The organism is Streptomyces corchorusii (assembly GCF_001514055.1).
GTDB classification, from domain to species: domain Bacteria; phylum Actinomycetota; class Actinomycetes; order Streptomycetales; family Streptomycetaceae; genus Streptomyces; species Streptomyces olivaceoviridis.
In genome coordinates, this window is sequence record NZ_KQ948364.1 from 155,710 (window position 1) to 174,820 (window position 19,111).

Annotated in this window: 21 protein-coding genes; 10 read left to right on the top strand and 11 right to left on the bottom strand. The window is 73.0% G+C overall.

Going from position 1 to position 19,111, the window contains the following annotated elements; all coding sequences use genetic code 11:
• Positions 1 to 61: 61 nt before the first annotated feature.
• Entirely contained in the window at positions 62 to 616 is a 555-nt protein-coding gene (def, locus tag AQJ11_RS32195) for a peptide deformylase (RefSeq protein ID WP_175252084.1), read from the top strand.
• Positions 617 to 631: 15 nt separating this feature from the next.
• Here def and AQJ11_RS32200 read toward each other — a convergent pair whose 3' ends face one another.
• Positions 632 to 1,276 carry a TetR/AcrR family transcriptional regulator gene (locus tag AQJ11_RS32200; RefSeq protein ID WP_014671263.1) on the bottom strand — a complete coding sequence of 215 codons (645 nt, stop codon included), beginning with the start codon at positions 1,274 to 1,276 and terminating at the stop codon, positions 632 to 634.
• A gap of 170 nt (positions 1,277 to 1,446) precedes the next feature.
• On the opposite strand from AQJ11_RS32200, the gene AQJ11_RS32205 reads away from it, so the two are divergent.
• Positions 1,447 to 2,673 carry an acyl-CoA dehydrogenase family protein gene (locus AQJ11_RS32205; protein ID WP_014671262.1) on the top strand — a complete coding sequence of 409 codons (1,227 nt, stop codon included), beginning with the start codon at positions 1,447 to 1,449 and terminating at the stop codon, positions 2,671 to 2,673.
• A gap of 14 nt (positions 2,674 to 2,687) precedes the next feature.
• On the opposite strand, the gene AQJ11_RS32210 is transcribed toward AQJ11_RS32205, so the two are convergent.
• From AQJ11_RS32210 to AQJ11_RS32245, 8 genes are all read right to left on the bottom strand, one after another.
• A complete protein-coding gene (locus AQJ11_RS32210) occupies positions 2,688 to 3,209 on the bottom strand; it encodes a cupin domain-containing protein (RefSeq protein ID WP_014671261.1) in 522 nt (173 codons plus the stop codon).
• Positions 3,210 to 3,216: 7 nt separating this feature from the next.
• Positions 3,217 to 4,404, bottom strand: a complete 1,188-nt coding sequence (locus AQJ11_RS32215; RefSeq protein ID WP_079082496.1) for a cytochrome P450 — start codon at positions 4,402 to 4,404, stop codon at positions 3,217 to 3,219.
• A 32-nt stretch (positions 4,405 to 4,436) separates the two neighbouring features.
• Positions 4,437 to 5,501, bottom strand: coding sequence for a type III polyketide synthase (locus tag AQJ11_RS32220; protein ID WP_059265508.1), 1,065 nt, complete (start codon positions 5,499 to 5,501; stop codon positions 4,437 to 4,439).
• 316 nt (positions 5,502 to 5,817) lie between these two features.
• The gene (locus AQJ11_RS32225) at positions 5,818 to 6,051 is read right to left on the bottom strand and encodes a DUF6213 family protein (RefSeq protein WP_030655224.1); all 234 of its coding nucleotides are present in this window, start codon (positions 6,049 to 6,051) and stop codon (positions 5,818 to 5,820) included.
• Between the two features lie 25 nt (positions 6,052 to 6,076).
• A complete protein-coding gene (locus AQJ11_RS32230) occupies positions 6,077 to 7,462 on the bottom strand; it encodes an NADP-dependent succinic semialdehyde dehydrogenase (RefSeq protein ID WP_059265509.1) in 1,386 nt (461 codons plus the stop codon).
• 110 nt (positions 7,463 to 7,572) lie between these two features.
• A complete protein-coding gene (locus AQJ11_RS32235; protein ID WP_059265510.1) occupies positions 7,573 to 8,046 on the bottom strand; it encodes an NUDIX hydrolase in 474 nt (157 codons plus the stop codon).
• Entirely contained in the window at positions 8,043 to 9,581 is a 1,539-nt protein-coding gene (locus tag AQJ11_RS32240; RefSeq protein WP_059265511.1) for an ATP-dependent DNA ligase, read from the bottom strand. The genes AQJ11_RS32235 and AQJ11_RS32240 overlap by 4 nt, the downstream gene beginning before the upstream one ends.
• A 108-nt stretch (positions 9,582 to 9,689) precedes the next feature.
• On the bottom strand, positions 9,690 to 10,622 hold the full coding sequence (locus tag AQJ11_RS32245) for an NAD(P)/FAD-dependent oxidoreductase (protein ID WP_059265512.1): 933 nt from the start codon (positions 10,620 to 10,622) through the stop codon (positions 9,690 to 9,692).
• 65 nt (positions 10,623 to 10,687) lie between these two features.
• Here AQJ11_RS32245 and AQJ11_RS32250 point away from each other — a divergent pair, with 65 nt between their 5' ends.
• The 6 genes from AQJ11_RS32250 (at position 10,688) to AQJ11_RS32275 (ending at position 15,898) form a co-directional block, all read left to right on the top strand.
• Positions 10,688 to 11,260 carry a helix-turn-helix domain-containing protein gene (locus AQJ11_RS32250; protein WP_059265513.1) on the top strand — a complete coding sequence of 191 codons (573 nt, stop codon included), beginning with the start codon at positions 10,688 to 10,690 and terminating at the stop codon, positions 11,258 to 11,260.
• 86 nt (positions 11,261 to 11,346) lie between these two features.
• Entirely contained in the window at positions 11,347 to 12,318 is a 972-nt protein-coding gene (locus AQJ11_RS32255; RefSeq protein WP_059265514.1) for an NADPH:quinone oxidoreductase family protein, read from the top strand.
• Positions 12,315 to 13,496, top strand: coding sequence for an acyl-CoA dehydrogenase family protein (locus tag AQJ11_RS32260; RefSeq protein ID WP_059265515.1), 1,182 nt, complete (start codon positions 12,315 to 12,317; stop codon positions 13,494 to 13,496). Before AQJ11_RS32255 ends, AQJ11_RS32260 begins: the two co-directional genes overlap by 4 nt.
• Positions 13,493 to 14,578 (top strand): acyl-CoA dehydrogenase family protein, encoded by a 1,086-nt coding sequence (locus tag AQJ11_RS32265; RefSeq protein ID WP_014671250.1) that lies wholly within the window; start codon positions 13,493 to 13,495, stop codon positions 14,576 to 14,578. The genes AQJ11_RS32260 and AQJ11_RS32265 overlap by 4 nt, the downstream gene beginning before the upstream one ends.
• A gap of 158 nt (positions 14,579 to 14,736) precedes the next feature.
• On the top strand, positions 14,737 to 15,600 hold the full coding sequence (locus AQJ11_RS32270; protein ID WP_059265516.1) for a phosphatidylinositol-specific phospholipase C/glycerophosphodiester phosphodiesterase family protein: 864 nt from the start codon (positions 14,737 to 14,739) through the stop codon (positions 15,598 to 15,600).
• 103 nt (positions 15,601 to 15,703) lie between these two features.
• Entirely contained in the window at positions 15,704 to 15,898 is a 195-nt protein-coding gene (locus AQJ11_RS32275; RefSeq protein ID WP_014671248.1) for a hypothetical protein, read from the top strand.
• Positions 15,899 to 15,909: 11 nt separating this feature from the next.
• Here AQJ11_RS32275 and AQJ11_RS32280 read toward each other — a convergent pair whose 3' ends face one another.
• Complete coding sequence (locus tag AQJ11_RS32280) at positions 15,910 to 17,079, bottom strand: phosphodiester glycosidase family protein (RefSeq protein WP_059265517.1); 1,170 nt, start codon at positions 17,077 to 17,079, stop codon at positions 15,910 to 15,912.
• Between the two features lie 140 nt (positions 17,080 to 17,219).
• Complete coding sequence (locus AQJ11_RS32285; RefSeq protein ID WP_014671246.1) at positions 17,220 to 17,579, bottom strand: DUF779 domain-containing protein; 360 nt, start codon at positions 17,577 to 17,579, stop codon at positions 17,220 to 17,222.
• 118 nt (positions 17,580 to 17,697) lie between these two features.
• Between AQJ11_RS32285 and AQJ11_RS32290 the strand changes: the two genes are divergently transcribed.
• Both AQJ11_RS32290 and AQJ11_RS32295 read left to right on the top strand, forming a co-directional pair.
• Positions 17,698 to 18,198, top strand: a complete 501-nt coding sequence (locus AQJ11_RS32290; RefSeq protein ID WP_014671245.1) for a hypothetical protein — start codon at positions 17,698 to 17,700, stop codon at positions 18,196 to 18,198.
• 181 nt (positions 18,199 to 18,379) lie between these two features.
• Positions 18,380 to 19,102, top strand: coding sequence for a DUF2625 family protein (locus tag AQJ11_RS32295; RefSeq protein ID WP_059265518.1), 723 nt, complete (start codon positions 18,380 to 18,382; stop codon positions 19,100 to 19,102).
• Positions 19,103 to 19,111: the final 9 nt, after the last annotated feature.

The following is a 19,111-nucleotide window of genomic DNA, read 5'->3' on the forward strand; positions in this document are numbered from 1 at the left end:
CGAATCCCGGCCCAGGGCTTGAGCGGCGGGCATGAGCGATACGAACCGTACCCTTGCCGCCATGCGACACGGTTCCATTCCGGGCGCCCACGGGCGCGTCCGGCCCCTCACCCTGCTCGGCGACGCGGTACTGCGCGAGCCCTGCCGGGACGTCACCGACTTCGGCCCCGGCCTCGCCGCCCTCGTGGAGGACCTGTTCGCCACGATGTACGCGGCGCAGGGGGTGGGCCTGGCCGCGAATCAGATCGGGGTCGGTCTGCGGGTGTTCGTGTACGACTGTCCGGATGACGAGGACGTGCGTCACCTGGGGCATGTGGTGAACCCCCGCCTGGTGGAGGCGGACGGTGTGGTGGTCCGGGGGCCCGAGGGCTGCCTGTCCCTGCCGGGCCTGGAGGCGGGAACCGAGCGCTACGACCACGCGGTGGTCGAGGGCCTCACGCTGACCGGCGACCCGGTCACCCTGCACGGCACCGGCTTCTTTGCCAGATGCTTGCAACACGAGTGCGACCACCTTGAGGGCCGCGTGTACGCGGACCGCCTCACGGGGTGGCGGAAGCGGAGGCTGCTGAGGCAGGTCTCCCGGGCTTCCTGGCACCGGGTGGGCACCCAGGGCTGAGGGTGCGGGGGCCGTTCAGAACCCCGGGCCCCCCACCCTGTCCCCGGCCGCGGCCAGGCGACCCCACAGCAGATCGGCGAGGGACCGCACCAACTCGGCGCGGGAACAGGGCCGTTCCCCCAGCCACCAGTCCCCGGCGGCGTGCATCATCCCGACGATCCCGTGCCCCCACACCCGCGCCAGCCGCTGGCTCTCCGGTCCGAGGTCCACCCGCTCCTCGATGACCTGGGCCAGCTCCTCGCCCATCCGCCGCAGCAGCGGAGCCGAGTGCTTGCCGACGTCGAAGCCCTGGTCGCCGCCCGTGCTCCCCTCCGCGGGATGCATGAGGAACCGATACACCTGAGGCCGCGCCTCGATCGCGGCGAGATAGGTGTCCAGCGTGGACTCGACCCGCTCGCGCCGGTCGACCGGCGCGTCCAGCGCCGCCCGCAGCGATGCCAGCAACGCGTCGGTGTGCCGCTTGGCCAAGGCCGCGTAAAGACCGCCCTTGTCGCCGAAGTGCCGGTAGAGGATCGGCTTCGTGATTCCCGCTTCCGCCGCGATCGCGTTCATCGACGCCTGCGGGCCGTCGCGCAGCACCACCCGGTCGGCGGCCTCCAGCAGCTCGCGCCGTCGGCGGTCGGCGGACCGCTGCTGATCGGTCCGCTGCGTGGTGTCCATGTGCTCTCCCCACCCGTGCTGATTCGGTGACGCCTGCGCAAACTAACACTGACCGGGCCCCCGGCATCGAACGGGCAGCCGAGGCGTCATCGGCGGTTGACTTTTCCTACCGATCAGTAACAGACTCGTGTTACCGCAAGTAACATCGCACCACCGCCGCTGGAGGGGACATGGCCGAGTTCACCATGGAGCTGAACGAGGAGCAGAGGGAAGTACGCGACTGGCTCCATGGCTTCGCCGCGGACGTGATCCGCCCCGCGGCGGCGGAGTGGGACGAGCGCGAGGAGACCCCCTGGCCGGTCATCCAGGAGGCCGCGAAGGTCGGCATCTACTCCCTCGACTTCTACGCGCAGCAGTACTTCGACCCCACCGGGCTCGGCATCCCGATGGCCATGGAGGAGCTGTTCTGGGGCGACGCGGGCATCGCCCTGTCCATTGTGGGCACCGGCCTGGCCGCCGTGGGCGTACTCGCCAACGGGACCGAGGAGCAGATCGGCACCTGGATACCCCAGATGTACGGCGACCAGAACGACGTCAAGGTCGCCGCCTTCTGCTCCTCCGAGCCCGACGCCGGCTCCGACGTCGCCTCCATGCGCACGCGTGCCGTGTACGACGAGGCCAAGGACGAGTGGGTGATCAACGGCACGAAGACCTGGGCGACCAACGGCGGCATCGCCAACGTCCACGTCGTCGTCGCCGTCGTCGACCCGGAGCTGGGCTCCAAGGGCCACGCCTCCTTCATCGTCCCGCCGGGCACGCCCGGACTGTCCCAGGGACAGAAGTTCAAGAAGCACGGCATCCGCGCCTCGCACACCGCCGAGGTCATCCTCGACAACGTCCGGGTGCCCGGGTCCTGCCTGCTCGGCGGCAAGGAGAAGCTGGACGAGCGGCTGGCCCGGGCCCGGGAGAAGGCGAAGAAGGGCGGCGAACGCGTGAAGAACGCGGCCATGGCCACGTTCGAGGCGTCCCGCCCGGCGGTCGGCGCCATGGCGGTGGGCACCGCCCGGGCCGCGTACGAGGTCGCCCTCGACTACGCCACGACCCGCGAGCAGTTCGGCCGCCCGATCATCGACAACCAGGGCGTGGCCTTCCAGCTGGCGGACATGCGCACCCAGATCGACGCCGCCCGCCTGCTGGTGTGGCGTGCCTCCTGGATGGCGGTCAACGGCAAGCCGTTCACCGCCGCCGAGGGCTCCATGTCGAAGCTGTTCGCCAGCGAGACCGCCAAGAAGGTGACGGCCCAGGCGATCCAGATCCTCGGCGGCAACGGCTACACCCGTGAGTACCCGGTCGAGCGGATGCACCGGGACGCGGCCATCTACACCATCTTCGAGGGCACGAGCGAGATCCAGCGGCTGGTCATCGCGCGGACCCTGTCGGGGATGCCCATCCGCTAGCGCTCACCGGCGCCTCACCGGTGCCTGAGCGGTGTGAGCTGCTCGATGTCGTACTTGGCCCGCAGCGCCTCGATGGCCTCCTGGTCCGGCGGTCCGCCGTTGCCGAGGATGTCCAGCAGCTCCTCGAAGTAGCGCTCGTGGTCCGGCGGGGGAGCGGCCTGGAAGAACATCTTCGCCGGTGTCTCCGTCGGGTTCGCGAACGCGTGCGGGCAGCCGGGCGGTACGACGATGACCGTGCCCGGTGTCGCCCGGACCACCCGGCTGCCCGAGGACGACTCCCACTTCCGCCAGTTGTCCGGGGTGCGCACGCGCGGCTCGAAGGCGAGCACGTCCAGTTCGCCTTCGAGGATGTAGAACAGCTCCTCGCTGCGCGTGTGCACATGGGCGCCCACGTCGAAGCCGGGCGGGACCTCCACCTCGAAGGTGGAGGCCATGCGCGAGTGCAGGCCGGTGACCTTGAAGGTCACCCGCTGGGCCGGTGTCTCGACGACCCGGCCGTGGCCCGGTGGCACGTACAGTCCCTCGGTCTCTGTCATGGGAACCTCACCAGGTCACCGGCAGGCACTCGGGCCCCCGGATCAAGGCGCCCTTCCTGAAGGGGACCTGATCCGGCGGTACGGCCAGTCTGAGGCCCGGTACCCGGTCCAGCAGGGCGTTCATCAGCAGTTCCTCCTCCAGCCGGGCCAGCATGCCGCCCGGGCAGTAGTGCGGGCCGAAACCGAACGCCACATGCGGGTTCGGACGGCGGGAGAAGTCGACGGTGTCCGGCGCGGGGAAGACGTCCGGGTCCCGGTTGGCGGCCAGGTAGGAGACGTACACCGGGTCGCCCGCGCGGATGCGGACGCCCGCGATCTCCACGTCCTCCAGGGCGATCCGGGACAGGCCGACCGCGTTGCGGTGCGGGAGGTAGCGCAGGAGTTCGTCGATCGCCCGGGGGCGGATCGCCGGCTCCGCGCGCAGCCGCGCCGTCAGACCGGGACGGGTCAGCAGCAGGTGGAACATCTGCCCGCTGTTGGCGGTGACCGCCTCGCCGCCGATCTGGAGGAGCACGGCGAGGCCCACGGCCTGCTCCAGGGTGATCTCGCGGCGGCCCACGGCGGCACCGAGCAGCGAGGTGACGTCCTCACCCGCGCTGTTCTCCCGCAGCCCGATCAGGTCGGCGAAGTAGGAGCTCATCTCCCGCTTGGCCCGCTCGCTGACCTCCTTGCCGTGCGCGGCGGACAGGATCAGCTGCGTCCAGGTGTGCATGCCGTGCCGGTCGCCGGCCGGCACGCCCATCAGCTCGCAGATCACCGCGATCGGGAACGGGCCGAGGACCGCCGCCGTGAGATCGGCGGGCGGGCCGGCCGCGAGCAGGTCGTCGACCATCTCGTCCAGCATGCCGCGTGCCCGGTCGCGGACCCGCTCCACGCCCTTCGCCGTGAAGGCGGCGGCGACCGAGCGGCGCAGCCGGGTGTGGTCGGGCGGGTCGAGGAAGCCGACCGCGCCCCGGTCGGGGATGAAGTGCGGGGCGAGCCGGGTGACCGGCCTGTCGACGACCGCCTCCCGGCTGAAGCGGGGGTCGTTGGCCACCATGCGCACGTCGTCGTACCGGGTGACCAGCCAGGCCCAGCCCTCGCCGTTGGGCAGCTGGACGCGGGTGACCGGGCCCTCGTCCATCAGCTCGGCCAGCACCGGGTCGAAGTCCGTGCCCGTGAGGTCGAGCGCCGGCCAGTGCCGGATCGGGGGCATGGCCTCGACGCCGGTGCGCGTCGCCTCCTCGATCACCGGGCGTCGCCGTCCGCGGTGACCCAGCGGCCCACCGACATCTCGGCGGTGATGCCGGGACCGAAGCCGGCGAGCAGTCCGCGGGCCTGGTCGTGGGCGCCGCCCTCGTCGAACAGCCGGCGCAGCGCGTCCAACACGACGGCGCTGGCGATGTTGCCGTACTCGGTGAGCGTGGACCGGCTGAACCGGAAGGCGTGCGGCTCGACCTCCAGGAACTTGCTGAGGTCGTCGAGTATTCGGGGACCGCCCGCGTGGATGATGTAGAAGTCCAGGTCGGACGCGTCCCAGCCGTGGTCGCCGGCCAGGTCCTTGAGCGCCGGGGCGAGCGGCTCCATGGTCGCGGGCACCCGCTTGTCCAGCAGGAAGTGGAAGCCGGTGGCCCGGACGTCGTAGGCGATCCAGTCCTCGGTCTTGGGGATCAGGTAGGAGCCGTTGCGCTCCAGACGGACGCCCGTGCCGCCCTGCCCGCGCACCACGGCGGCGGCGATGCCGTCGCCGAACAGGCCGTTGGAGAGCAGCGAGCCGACGCCGAGGTCGGTGGGCTGGTAGCACAGCGAGCAGAACTCGCAGGCCACGATGAGCGCGTTGGCGTTCGGGTAGGCCGAGCAGAAGTCGTGCGCCCGGTTGATGGCCGCTCCGCCGGCCGCGCAGCCCAGCTGGGCGATGGGGAGCTGACGGGTGGTGCTGTCGAAGTCCATCTCGTTGATCAGCCACGCCGTGAGCGAGGGCATCATGAAGCCCGTGCACGACACGTAGATGATCACGTCGATGTCGCTGGTGAGCAGCTCCGCGTCGTCCAGCGCCTGCCGGATCACGGCGGGGACGCGGGCCTTGGCCTCGGCTTCGTAGAGCTTGTTGCGGTCCTCGAAGCCCGGGTGCTTCAAGGTCTCCTCGATGGGCTGCACGATGTGCCGTGTCTTGACGCCGGTGTTCTCGATCAGCCTGAGGGCCAGTGGCAGTTGGGGGTGGTCCGCGTGGCGCGAGCGCGCCAGCTCCAGCGTCTCCTCCATCGTGATCACGTGTTCCGGGACCGACACCGAGGGCTTGCACAAAGTCGCCATGAACCGTCCCTGCTTTCCGCTCTCCGGGGGCCTTCGCCCACCGGCCAGAAGGTGGGTTCACCTCTGTGGGGTGCTACACCCACCGTCACCCGACAGGACGACGATCTCGCGCTGGGTTACTCCGAACCGGGGACCCGGGGGTCAGGCGCGCAGGGCGATTCATGCGGCCGGACGAGGGAAAACGCGGATACGGCCGTTACAACGGGAGGGCGGTGACCGGGGGCCGCCGCGGCTGCCGGCACTCCCGCGACGCAGCCGCCGCCCTGGCGACGGGCACGGTCACGGCCGGCCGTGCCGACAGGCGGGGGTACGGCTGTCAGGGCGCCCCGCTGCTGTGGGCGATGCACGCCACGTCGATACGGTCCGCCAGCTTCGCCAGTTCGATGGTCAGCGCGGCGACCGTGTCCTCGTCCAGCCCCTGCTCCCCGGCCTCGACAAGATGCAGCCACCGCGCCCCCACGGTCCGCAACAACTTACTCACGTCCACCGCGGCCACCTGCAAGGTCCCGCGGTCGTCGACGATCAGAGGCAGGGTCACTTCGCGGTTCACAAACGGGATGGTAGCCGCGCGGCGCTCACGCACCCTGCCAAACCGTGGTGATGTTGCAGAACTCCCGGATTCCGTGCCCGGACAGCTCACGCCCGTACCCCGACCGCTTCACTCCACCGAACGGGAACGCCGGGTGGGAGGCGGTCATCCCGTTGACGAACACGGCACCGGCCTCCAGGTCGCGCGCGAACCGCTCCACCTCGTTCTCGTCCCGCGTCCACACGTTCGAACTCAGCCCGAACGGCGAGTCGTTGGCGATCAGCACCGCCTCGTCCAGGTCGCCCGCCCGGTACAGCGTGGCCACCGGTCCGAACGCCTCCTCGCGGTGGATGCGCATCTCCCGGGTGATGCCGGTGAGCACGGTCGGCGGGTAGTACCAGCCGGGCCCGTCCGGCCGCTGCCCGCCGCACCGCACCTCGGCCCCGCTGCGCCGGGCGTCGTCGACGAGCTCCTCCAGGTCTTTCCTGCCCTGCTCGCTGGCGAGCGGCCCGATCTCGGTGTCCTCCGCCAGCGGGTCGCCGATCCTGAGGGCCTCCATGCCCGCGATGAACTTCTCGGCGAACGCGTCGTAGACGTCGGTGTGCACGATGAACCGCTTGGCGGCGATGCAGGACTGCCCGTTGTTCTGCACGCGGGCGGTCACCGCGACCTCGGCGGCGCGGTCCAGGTCTGCGGAGGGCATCACCACGTAGGGGTCGCTGCCGCCGAGCTCCAGCACCGTCTTCTTGATCATCTCCCCGGCGCTGGAGGCGACCGCCCGGCCGGCCGGTTCGCTGCCGGTCAGGGTGGCCGCCTTCACGCGCTCGTCGCGCAGGACGTCGTCCACCGCGGCCGAGCCGATCAGCAGCGTCTGGAAGCAGCCCTCGGGGAAGCCCGCCCGGTCGAACAGGTCCTCCAGGTACAGCGCCGTCTGGGGGACGTTGGAGGCGTGCTTGAGCAGGCCCACGTTGCCCGCCATGAGCGCGGGCGCCGCGAACCGGACGACCTGCCACAGGGGGAAGTTCCAGGGCATCACCGCGAGCACCGGGCCGAGCGGCCGGTAGCGGACCCGGACCCGGGAGGCGCCGGAGTCCGTCACGTCCGACTCGGGCGGTTCCTCGTCGGCCAGCAGCCCCTCGGCGCGTTCGGCGTACCAGCGCATCGCCTTGGCGCACTTCGCGGCCTCTGCGCGGGCCTGCCTGACCGGCTTGCCCATCTCGGTGGTCATGATCCGGCCGATCTCCCGCTGGTCCTCGTCCAGCAGGTCGGCGGCCTTGTTCAGCAGTCGGGCGCGATCGGCGAAGGAGGTCGTCCGGTACGTGCGGAAGGTGGCCTCGGCGAGTTCGAGCCGGCGCTCCAGCTCGTCCTCGTCCATGGGCTCGTACGTCTTGAGCGTCTCGCCGTTCGCCGGGTTCACCGTCGCGATGGGCATGGCTGACCTCCCTGGGAGCGGGCTTGTCTCGACCTTCGCGCGCGGCCCCGCAAGCCGCAACGCGACAGGCCCCTCGGGCGCTTTCCTCCGGTCGCCGCGGGGGGCTCCTGCTAGCCCGAGTGCTCCGCCAGCCGGTCGAGAAACGCGGCCTGTGCCGTGACGATCACCTCACGGGCCCGGTCCACACCGAACCACGCCACCCGGTCCAGCTCCGGGAACTCCTGGGTCCGCCCCGACCGCGGCGGCCACTCCATCGTGAAGGTCCCCGGGGCGATCGCCCGCGGGTCGAGGTCCGCCGCCACCGCCCACGCCGTGACGATCTTGCCGTTGCGCTGCACGACCTCGCCCAGCGGTACGGCCTCCCCGTCGGGCGGTGCCACCCCCAGTTCCTCCTGGAACTCCCGCCGGGCCGCCTCCCAGGCCGGCTCCGCCGGGTCGTACTCGCCCTTCGGCACGGTCCAGGCGCCCGCGTCCTTCTTCGCCCAGAGCGGCCCGCCCATATGGCCGAGCAATACCTCCAGCCCCTGGTCGGTGTGCCGGAACAACAGCAGTCCCGCGCTGCGCTTCGTCGTCCGTACCGTCACGGCGAGACCTCCGGGTGGGCTGCCAACAGGGCCTCCACGGTATCGGCCTCCTCGGGCCGCTTGTCCTCGCGGTAGCGGACCACGCGGGCGAAGCGGAGGGTGACGCCGGCCGGGTAGCGGGTGGAGCGCTGGAGACCGTCGTAGGCGATCTCCACCACGAGTTCGGGGCGGACCCGGACCACCCAGCCGTTGTCCTCGACCGCCAGTTCCTTCAGCCGCTCGGTCTGCCAGGCGAGCGTCGCGTCGGTCATGCCTTTGAAGGTCTTGCCGAGCATGGCGAAGCCGCCGTCCGGGGTGCGGGCGCCGAGGTGGAGGTTGGAGAGCTTGCCGGTGCGCCGGCCATGACCCCACTCGGCGGCCAGCACCACCAGGTCGAGGGTGTGCACGGGCTTGACCTTCAGCCAGGCGGCGCCGCGCCGGCCCGCGCTGTAGGGCGCGTCGAGCGCCTTGACCACCACGCCCTCGTGGCCGCGGGCCAGGGTGTCGGCGAGGAACCGTTCCGCCTCCGGGATGTCCTCCGGGCCCGAGGCCACCGTGCGCCGGACCCGCATCGGCTCCGGCACCAGCCGGGCCAGCTCCGCGTGCCGCTCGGCGAAGGGCAGGTCGAGCAGGTCACGGCCGTCGACCGAGAGGGCGTCGAAGAAGACGGGGGAGACCGGGGTCTGTCCGGCCGCCCTCGCCACGTCCGTGCGCGAGCCGACCCGGCCCGCCGTCTCCTGGAAGGACCGGGGCCGGCCCGCCGCGTCGAAGGAGATCACCTCGCCGTCCAGGATGAACCGCTCGCCCCCCAACTCCAGCGCGGCGGCGGTCACTTCGGGCAGCCGGCCGGTGATGTCGTCCAGGGTGCGGGTGTGGATCCGGACCGTGTCGCCGTCCCGGTGGACCTGGACCCGGATGCCGTCCAGCTTCTCCTCCACCGCGCACGCGCCCAGCTTCTCCACCGCCTCCGCGACCGAGGACGCGCTGTGCGCCAGCATCGGCAGCACCGGCCGGCCGACCGTGAGCCGGAAGCGGTCGAGCGATCCGGGCCCCTCGCCGAGCAGGGCCTGCGCCACCGTCTGCAACGACCCCGCCAGCATCACGGCCCGGCGCACGTCCGCCGGATCCGCGCCGGTCGCCCGGGCCAGCCCCTCCACCGCGACCGCGTCCAGCGCGCCCTGCCGCACCTCGCCGGTGAGCAGGCCGAGCAGGAAGCGCTGCTCCTCCTCGGTGGCCGCGCCCATCAGCTCCCCGACGATCCGGGTCCGCTCGGCCTGGGAGCCGGGCCCGGACACCTTGCCCAGCCCGGTGAGCCGGGCGTCGACCTCCCGCACGGTGAGGGAGGGCTCGGCGGCGGGCGGGACCGGGCGGCCCAGCACCTTCCAGCCGACGCCGAGCCGGCCCTGCGGCAGCCGGCCGGCGAGATAGGGGATGACGATCGGCACGTCGTCCGCCTCCGCGTCCCGGAACAGCTCCGCGAGCAGCGCGATCTTCCGGGACCGCGCCGCCGTCGCGGCGACCTCCCGGGACACCTGGGCCAACCGGGTCAGCAGCATGCAGTCATCGTGCCTCAGCGCATCGCCGGGTGCGCGGTTCCGTTCCGTGCGGGTGCCCGGGGGCCGATCGCGCCCGCGCGGCGGTAGCCGCACACCGGACCGCGCCCCTCACGGGGTGCCGTCGTCCAGGTCGGCCATCAGGAGCTCTCCGTTGATCGCCGCCCCGGCGCGGTAGCCACGGCTCGCCGCGTTGATCACCTGTTCCGCGAAGCCGCTCGCGTTGCCGGCCGCCCACAGGCCGGGCACGGTGGTCAGGCCCCGTTCGTCGATCACCGGGTAGCTGCCGAACGGGGTCTCGCGCAGCTCGGCGCCCAGCCGGATCAGCAGGTCGTTGCGGGGGACGGCGCGCGGGGCGGCGTACAGGACGTCGCGTTCGTGGACCGTGCCGTCCGCGAGCCGGACGCCGGTGAGGCGGTCGTCGGCGGTCACGAGTCCGGCCACCTCGCCGGGTACGACCGTGACCCCGGCGGTCGCCAGCCGGCGCAGGTCCTGGTCCGTCAGCTCCGCCTCGCCCACCTCGTGCAGGAAGAGCCGTACGTCCTTCGACCACTGGGTGGCCATGAGCGCCTGGTGCACGCTGAGCGGTGAGGTGGCGAGGACGCCGGTCGGCAGGTCGCGCACCTCCCAGCCGTGGCAGTACGGGCAGTGGACCACGTCCCGGCCGAACCGCTCGGCGAGCCCGGGGACCGGCGGCAGCTCGTCCTTCAGGCCGGTCGCGACCACCAGGTGCCGGGCCCGCACGGTCCGGCCGCTCGCGAGGACGGCGGTGAAGTCCCCTTCCCGGGCCACGTCCACCACCCGGTCCCGGACCAGTTCCACCCCGTACCGGGCGATCTCCTCGCGCCCGACGGCCAGGAACTCGGCCGGGGACATGCCGTCCCGGGACAGATACCCCTGCATGTGCGCGGACGGCGCGTTGCGCGGCTCGCCCGCGTCGACGACCAGCGTGCGGCGCCGGGACCGGCCCAGCACCAGCGCGGCGGACAGGCCGGCGGCCCCGCCGCCGACGACGACGACTTCGTACCCGTTGTTCTCGGTCATGAGGCGACGGTCGCCCGGGGGCTGCGGGATTGACAAACGGATTTGCCGTTCCTGCAATAGGGGCCATGAGCACAGACGACGTACTGGCGGACGTGGGCCCGAGGCTGCGCCGCATCCGCAAGGAGCGGGAGGTGACCCTGGCCGCGCTGTCCGAGGCCACCGGCATCTCCGTGAGCACCCTCTCCCGGCTGGAGTCGGGCCTGCGCAAGCCCAGCCTCGAACTGCTGCTGCCGATCGCCCAGGCCCACCAGGTGCCGCTGGACGAGCTGGTCGGGGCGCCGCCGGTGGGGGACCCGCGGGTGCGGTCCAGGCCGATCGTCCGCGGCGGGCGCACCCACTGGCCACTGACCCGCCAGCCCGGCGGCCTTCAGGCGTTCAAGGTGCTCGAACCCCAGCGCAGACAGGAGCCCGACCCGCGGACCCACGAGGGCTACGAGTGGCTCTACGTCCTCTCCGGCCGGCTCCGCCTGGTCCTCGGGGAGCACGACGTCGTGCTGTCCGCGGGCGAGGCGGCCGAGTTCGACACGCGGGTGCCGCACTGGTTCGGGTCGACGGGGGAGGGGCCGGTGGAGTTCCTGAGTCTGTTCGGACCACAGGGGGAGCGGATGCACGTACGGGCGCGGCCCGCTCGCACGTGACCCACGCGACTGTTCCCTGATCGGCAAGCGACCGCTTAGTATGCCGTTGGACCCGGTCAGACGAAGCAGTCCCGTGGAGGCCCCGCATGCAGGCATGGCAAGTGCACGAGAACGGCGAGCCGAGCGAGGTGATGCGCCTCCATGACGTCGAGCGGCCCACGCCCGGCGACGGCCAGGTGCTGCTGCGGGTGCGCGCCGCCAACGTCAACTTCCCGGACGCGCTGCTGTGCCGCGGCCAGTACCAGGTGCGTCCGCCGCTGCCCTTCACGCCCGGCGTGGAGATCTGCGGCGAGACCGAGGACGGCCGCCGGGTGATCGCCAACCCCGCGCTGCCCCACGGCGGCTTCGCCGAGTACGCCCTCGCCGACGCCCGCGCCCTGCTCCCCGCTCCCGACGCGCTGGACGACGCCGAGGCGGCCGCCCTGCACATCGGCTACCAGACCGGCTGGTTCGGCCTGCACCGCCGCGCCCGCCTGGAAGCCGGGGAGACCCTGCTGGTGCACGCCGCCGCCGGGGGCGTGGGCAGCGCCGCCGTGCAGCTCGGCAAGGCGGCCGGCGCCACGGTGATCGGTGTCGTGGGCGGCGCGGACAAGGCCGCCGTCGCCCGGCGGCTGGGCTGTGACGTGGTGGTCGACCGGCGCTCCGAGGACGTCGTCGCCGCCGTGAAGGAGGCCACCGGCGGCCGGGGCGCCGACGTCGTCTACGACCCCGTCGGCGGCGAGGCCTACGCCCAGTCCGCCAAGCTGGTCGCCTTCGAGGGCCGGATCGTCGTCGTCGGCTTCGCCAGTGGCACCATCCCGAGCCCGGCCCTCAACCACGCCCTGGTGAAGAACTACTCGATCGTCGGCCTGCACTGGGGCCTGTACAACACCAAGAACCCGAAGCTGGTCCAGCGCTGCCACGAGGAACTGACCGAGCTGGCCGCCCGGGGCGCGATCAAGCCGCTGGTCAGCGAGCGGGTGCCGCTCGCCGAGGCGGCCGGTGCCGTGCAGCGGGTCGCCGACGGGGTGACCACGGGCCGGATCGCCGTCGTGCTGGAGAACGGAGCTGTCGCATGACCGACGCCGCGGAACTGCGCCGCCGTACCCGGGAGCTGCTCGCGCAGCACCCGCCCGCGAGCACCGACCGCCTGGACTTCCTCCGGGCCCGCTTCGACGCCGGCCTCGCCTGGGTGCACTACCCGGAGGGCCTCGGCGGACTGGGCGCCCCGCGCACCCTCCAGGGGGTCGTGGACGCCGAGCTGGCGGCGGCCGGCGCCCCCGACAACGACCCCCGGCGCATCGGCATCGGCCTCGGCATGGCCGCGCCGACGATCCTGAAGTACGGCACGCAGGAGCAGAAGCGCCGCTATCTGCGCCCCCTGTGGACCGGCGAGGAGGTCTGGTGCCAGCTGTTCAGCGAGCCCGGCGCCGGCTCCGACCTGGCCGCGCTCGGCACCCGGGCGGTCCGTGAGGGCGACGGCTGGGTGGTCAACGGGCAGAAGGTGTGGACGTCGAGTGCGCACCTGGCCCGCTGGGCCATCCTCATCGCCCGCACCGACCCGGACGTGCCCAAGCACCAGGGCATCACCTACTTCGTCTGCGACATGACCGACCCGGGCGTCGAGGTCCGGCCGCTGCGCCAGATCACCGGCGAGGCCGAGTTCAACGAGGTCTTCCTCACCGGTGTCCGCATCCCCGACGACCGCCGCCTCGGCGAGGTCGGCGACGGCTGGCGGGTCGCCCAGACCACGCTGAACAACGAACGCGTCGCCATCGGCGGCATGGCCCTGCCCCGCGAGGGCGGCATGATCGGCCCGGTCGCGAAGACCTGGCGGGAACGCCCCGGACTGCGCACCCACGACCTGCACCAGCGCCTGCTGAAGCTGTGGGTCGAGGCCGAGGTCGCCCGGTTCACCGGCGACCGCCTGCGCCAGCAGCTCGTCGCCGGCCAGCCCGGCCCCGAGGGCGCCGGCATGAAGCTCGCATTCGCCCGGCTCAACCAGGAGATCAGCGGCCTGGAGGTCGAACTCCGCGGCGAGGAGGGCCTGCTGTACGACGACTGGACCATGCGCCGCCCCGAGCTGGTCGACTTCACCGGCCGGGACGCCGGCTACCGCTACCTGCGCTCCAAGGGCAACAGCATCGAGGGCGGGACCAGCGAGGTCCTGCTGAACATCGTCGCCGAGCGCGTCCTGGGCCTGCCCGCCGAGCCGCGCACCGACAAGGACGTCGCCTGGAAGGACCTCGCCCGATGACCGACCTGCTGTACTCCGAGGAGGAAGAGGCGCTGCGGGCCGCCGTCCGCGACCTGCTCACGGACCACTGCGCACCGGCCGACGTGATCACCCGCGGCGAGTCGGACACCCCGCACGACCGCGCCCTGTGGAAGCTGCTCGCCGACGGCATGGGCCTGGCCGGCCTGCTGGTGCCCGAGGAGCGCGGCGGCCAGGGCGCCTCCGCGCGCGAAGCCGCCGTCGTGCTGGAGGAGCTGGGGCGGGCGGTGGCTCCCGTGCCGTACCTCACCAGCGCGGTCGTGGCCACCGAGGCCCTGCTCGCCTGTGACGACGCCGAGCTGCTGGGACAACTGGCCTCGGGACGCACCATCGGCGCCCTGGCGGTCGGCCTGCACACGGCCCCGGGCGCCGGCGTCCCGGCCGTACGCGTGGAGAACGGCACCCTGCACGGAGAGCTGACGGGGATCGCGGACGCGGCCGTCGCCGACGTCCTGCTCGTCCCGGCCGACGACGGCGGCCTGTACGCCGTCGCCGCCGACGCCGTGACGGTCACCCCGCAGGTCTCCCTGGACCTGACCCGCCCCCTCGCGGGCATACGGCTGGAGGGCGCTCCCGGCCGCCGGGTCGGCGCCGCCGGACCCGCCGTACGCCGTGCCCTGCGCGCCGCCGCCGGACTGCTCGTCTCCGAGCAGCTGGGCGTGGCCGACTGGGCGTTGACGGAGACCGTCCGGTACCTGAAGGAGCGCAAGCAGTTCAACCGGCCGGTCGGCGGGTTCCAGGCGCTCAAGCACCGGCTCGCCCAGCTGTGGCTGGAGGTCGTGCACCTGCGGGCCGCCGCCCGCGCCGCCGCCGACGCGCTCGCCACCGGCGAGGACGTGGAGGTCCGGGTCGCCGTCGCGCAGGCGTACGCGGCGCCCGTCGCCGTCCGGGTCACCGAGGAGGCGTTGCAGCTCCACGGCGGGATCGGGATGACCTGGGAGCACCCGGTCCACCTGTACCTCAAGCGGGCCAAGGCGGACTCGATCGCGTACGGCACGGCGGGCGCCCACCGCGAGGCGCTGGCCGCGCTGGTCGACCTCCCGGCACCCCTCCCGGCAGCCTGACACACCCACGGTGAAGCCCGCCCCACCCGGGGCGGGCTTTCTCGTGTCCGCGCACCGGCGAAGTGAACAGAGCGCCAACTCCCCGTGCGAGGGGGCCCCTTCGGCGGCGGGTGCACGCATACTCTCCCCGGTCCCCATCACCCCCAGGGAGGCAGTGCATGGCCCTCACCACCCGTCGCAGAGCCCTCACCACCCTCGGCGCCGCCCTCGCGGGCACGCTCGCGCTGCCCGCCGGCCAGGCGCCGGCCGTTGAGCGCACGCGCCGCCCGCGCCCGCTGTGGCACGCCCACGCCCACAACGACTACGAGCACCCGCGGCCCCTGTTCGACGCCCTCGACCACCGGTTCGGCAGCGTGGAAGCCGACATCTTCCTCGTCGGCGACCAGCTCCTCATCGGCCACGAGGCATCCGACCTCGACCCGTCCCGCACCCTGGAATCCCTCTACCTGGAACCGCTCGCCGCCCGGGTCAGGGCCAACCACGGCACCGTCCACCGGGGTTCGCGCCGGCCGCTCCAGCTCCTCATCGACATCAAGACCGAGGGCTCCGCCACGTACCTCGAACTCGACCGCCACCTGCGCCGCTACCCGCACCTGTTCACCCGCTACGCGCACGGCCGCGTCCACCCCGGCCCGGTCACCGCGGTCATCTCCGGCGACCGGGCGGCCCGTACCCCGATGGAGGCGCAGAGCGAGCGCCGCGCCTTCTACGACGGCCGCCTCGCCGACCTCGGCGGCCCCGCCCCGGCCTCCTTCATCTCGCTGATCAGCGACAACTGGACGCAGAACTTCACCTGGACGGGCACCGGGACCTTCCCGGACGCCGAGCGGCAGAGGCTGCGGAGCATCACCGGGGCCGCCCACGCGCGCGGGCAGCAGGTCCGGTTGTGGGCCACCCCCGACACCGCGGGCGCCGCCCGGGACGCGCTGTGGTCGGAACTGCTCGCCGCCGGGGTCGACTACCTCAACACCGACGACCTCGCCGGCCTGGAGGCCTTCCTCGACGCCCGCCCCTCCGCGTAAGACCACACGATCGGCGGACACGTCAGCGGCCCGGACAAACCCTCCGCTACGCCACACTTGCGGCCGAACGCCGCACACGGGGCGTGGCGGAGGAGGGTTCCCGGTGGTCATTTCCATCTCTGTGGTGCTGCTGCTTCTGGTCCTGGCCGTGATCTTCATCCGGAACTGCTCGCTGAAGATCTCCCACGCCCTGGTCTGCCTGCTGCTCGGCTTCTACCTGGCCTGCACGAGCATGGCGCCCACCATCCAGAGCGGACTCACCGCGACCGCCGAGCTGGTGGGCAGCCTGCGGCCCTGAGCCGCCCGGCCTCAGCCGGAGAAGACGCCGATGCCGTTGGGCACCGGGCGTTCGGCGCCGCCGCTGGGGTGGTTGCGCACCGTCACGGCGGCGTCGTCCGTGTCGCGGGCGACCAGCTCCGTCGAGCCGCCGCCGTCGAGGTTGAAGGCGGCCGTGGCCCCCAGCGAGCGCATGGTCTCCGCCTCCTCGGCGACGGTCAGCCCGCCGCGGTACTTCGCCGAGCCGTCCAGTGCCAGCAGCAGCATCTGCTTTCCGCCGCCCTTGTACCCGACGACCGTCCGCACCGCCGAGGTGCTGTCGTCCAGTCCGGACAGCGGGCTGCCGTCGCGCAGGACCGGGAAGCCGCCGATCGCGAACGTGTACGGCACCCCGGACGAGGCCGCCACCAACGTGTGCGTGACGTCCACCGGGTCACCGACCGACAGCCCGCGCAGCCGCCGGGCGCCCTCCTCGCGCCCCAGCAGGACCGTGGTGTCCGCCGGGATCGAGCCGCTGCCCGGGGCGGCGGTGGCGGAGACCACCCGGCCCCCGCGGACCTTCACCTCGTACGTGTCGCCGCTGCACGGCGCCGCGCGCCGGGTGTCCGTGCCGCACACGGCCCGCGCCCGGGAGGCGCTGCCCCAGCGCGCGGTGAAGGCGCCGACCGAATCCACCGGCAGCGCGTACTGGTTGAGGCCCTTCAGCGGCAACTTCCCCTCCGGCGTGCCGACCGAGCCGGAGAGGGAGAGGCGGTCCAGCCGGGCCCGCCGGTCGGTGCCCACGCCGAACACGTCCCGGGTGGTCGTGCCCGGCGGCAGCGCGGGTCCGAACCGCTGCCCCTTGGGCACCGCCGCCTTGAGCACGTGCCCGCCGGCCACGGCCGGTCCGACGGCCGCGCCCGTGGCCTGCACGCCCGGGTGCTGCGTCTCGGTGATGTTGAAGAAGTCGCCGTTCACCCCGGCGACCGCGCCGGCCGAGTCCGCCAGCCGGGAGACGGTCGCCCGCGCCGCCACCGCGCCCGGGTACAGCAGGTCGACGCGGACGTGCGGGTTGGCCAGGTCCACCGTGAGCAGGTGCGCGCGGGCCTTCCCCGCCGCCCCGTCGATGTCGAACTGCCGGTAGGTGACGCCCGGCGCCAGCCGCCTGCCGGCCGGCGCGGCACCGGCCGGTGCCGCCCCCGACAGGGCCGCACCGGCCAGCACACCCAACGCCGTGACAACCGTGAGAACCGCTCTGCCCGCCGCCGAACGCCCGCGAGATCTCGTCACCGTGCCCCCTGATGTCTCGTCAACTGTCCTCGGTGCAGGGGCAGTGCAGCAGACTCGGGCGGCCGGCGGGCCGACTAGGCGTCGACGACGCGAGAACGGGTGAGAAAACGCACCCCCTCGGGTGCTTCCAGGGAGAAGCCGCTGCCTCGTCCCGGCACGACGTCCACGATCAGCCGGGTGTGGCTCCAGGCCTGGTACTGGTTGCGCGACATCCAGAACGTGACGGGCTCCGGCACGCCGTCCACCGCCAGTTCGGCCAGCAGCACGTCCGAGTCGCCGGTACGGAACTCGCCGTCCGGATAGCACATCGGGGCGCTGCCGTCACAGCAGCCGCCGGACTGGTGGAACATCAGCGGGCCGTGCTCGGCGCGCAGGCGGCGCACCAGCTCCGCGGCCTGCGGGGTCAGCACGACGCGCGGGATCTCCTCTTCCATGTCACCGTCCTGGACAGCGGGGGCGTCCGATCGTCGGCTCCAGTCTCACGCACGGTCAGGAACCCGTCCAGAACGCCTCATGGCCCCGCCGCGTCCGCTCCCGGGCGGAGTTGGGACCATGGGACGCATGCGCCCCTCCTCCCTGAGACCGCCCGAGCCGCGCTTCGTCCCCGCCGGTGAACACCCGCTGTGGGACGAGGCACTGGCGACGGTCAACCGCGACCTCGCGGCGACCCTGCCCGGGCAGCGCCCGCTGTGCCTCATCGCGTACCCGGCGGACGCACACGAGGACGAACAGGTCTACGTCGCACTGGCCGACGGCAACGCGCACGGCAACTCCCTCCAGCCGTCCGGCTCCGCCCCCTGGGCGCTGTGGACCGTCGCCGAGGCGGCCCAGGACACGATCACGGGGTGCCTGTGGCAGGCGTGGCCGGTCTGCACGCTCCACGGCCTCGGGATGCACCTGCGGGAGGAGTCCGGCCGCCCGGTCTGGAACTGCGCCGGCGGCGGCCGGCCCGGCGACCCGGCCCATGTGCGCGCGGCGGTGGGAGAGCTGGACACGCTGCACCGACCTCACCGGCCGAACCGGAAGCGCCGTAAGGACGGCAGGGGGGCGTGAGGGCGGCAGGGGGCGGGGGCGCTAGGTCGGCTTGGAGTGCCGGGGCGGCAGCCGCCGGGAAGGGGCTGGGGACGGCAGGGGGGCAGGGCGGCTGGGACCGTCAGGGCGGCAGGGATCGCGGGGCCGTACGGCGCGCCGGGGCGGCCGAGGTGAGGCCGGACGTTGCTGCGATCATCCACGGATGCGAGAGATCGACGAGCTGGTCCAGGTGACCGATCCAGCCTGGCCGGAGCTTGAGCAGGCGTTCACCGGCAGTGCCGTACCCGTCCGCGTGCTGCCCGCCGACCCCGACGAGGGCCGCCGCTGCCTCCTCCAGTTGCAGGTGACGGCGAGGTCGGTGCTCGGTGCGCTGACCCTGCACTGCGGCGGGCTGGTCCTGGACGACGGCTGGCTGCGGGTGTACGGCGCGGGCGGCGCCGGCGGCGGGCTGCCGAGCCTCGGCCGGGTCAACGGGTTTCCCGAGGAGCTGGACCCCCGCTGGCACCCGGCGGCCGGGCTCGTCGTCGGCCATGACGTGCTCGGCGGTGTCTTCTGCCTCAACGGCCACGACCCGGCGGGCAACGGCCGGCCCGGTGATCCGGGGCAGATGACCTACTTCGCGCCCGACACCCTGGAGTGGGAGGCGCTGGACATGGGCCACTCGGCGTGGATCGGCTGGCTGCTGGCCGGTGGGCCGGAGAGGTTCTACGCGGGGCTGCGCTGGCAGGGCTGGCGGGAGGAGGCGGCGGCCCTGGAGCTCTCCCAGGGCATCAGTGTCGTCCCGTTCCTGTGGTCCAAGGAGGCGCACGAGGACCTCGCCGCCACCAGCAGACGGGCCGTGGCGCTCAGGGAGGTCGTGGGCGTGTCCGCCGACTTCGCCCGGCAACTGGGCCCGGCGGATCCGGGGTTCCTGGGCGAGTTGTGACGCCGTCGC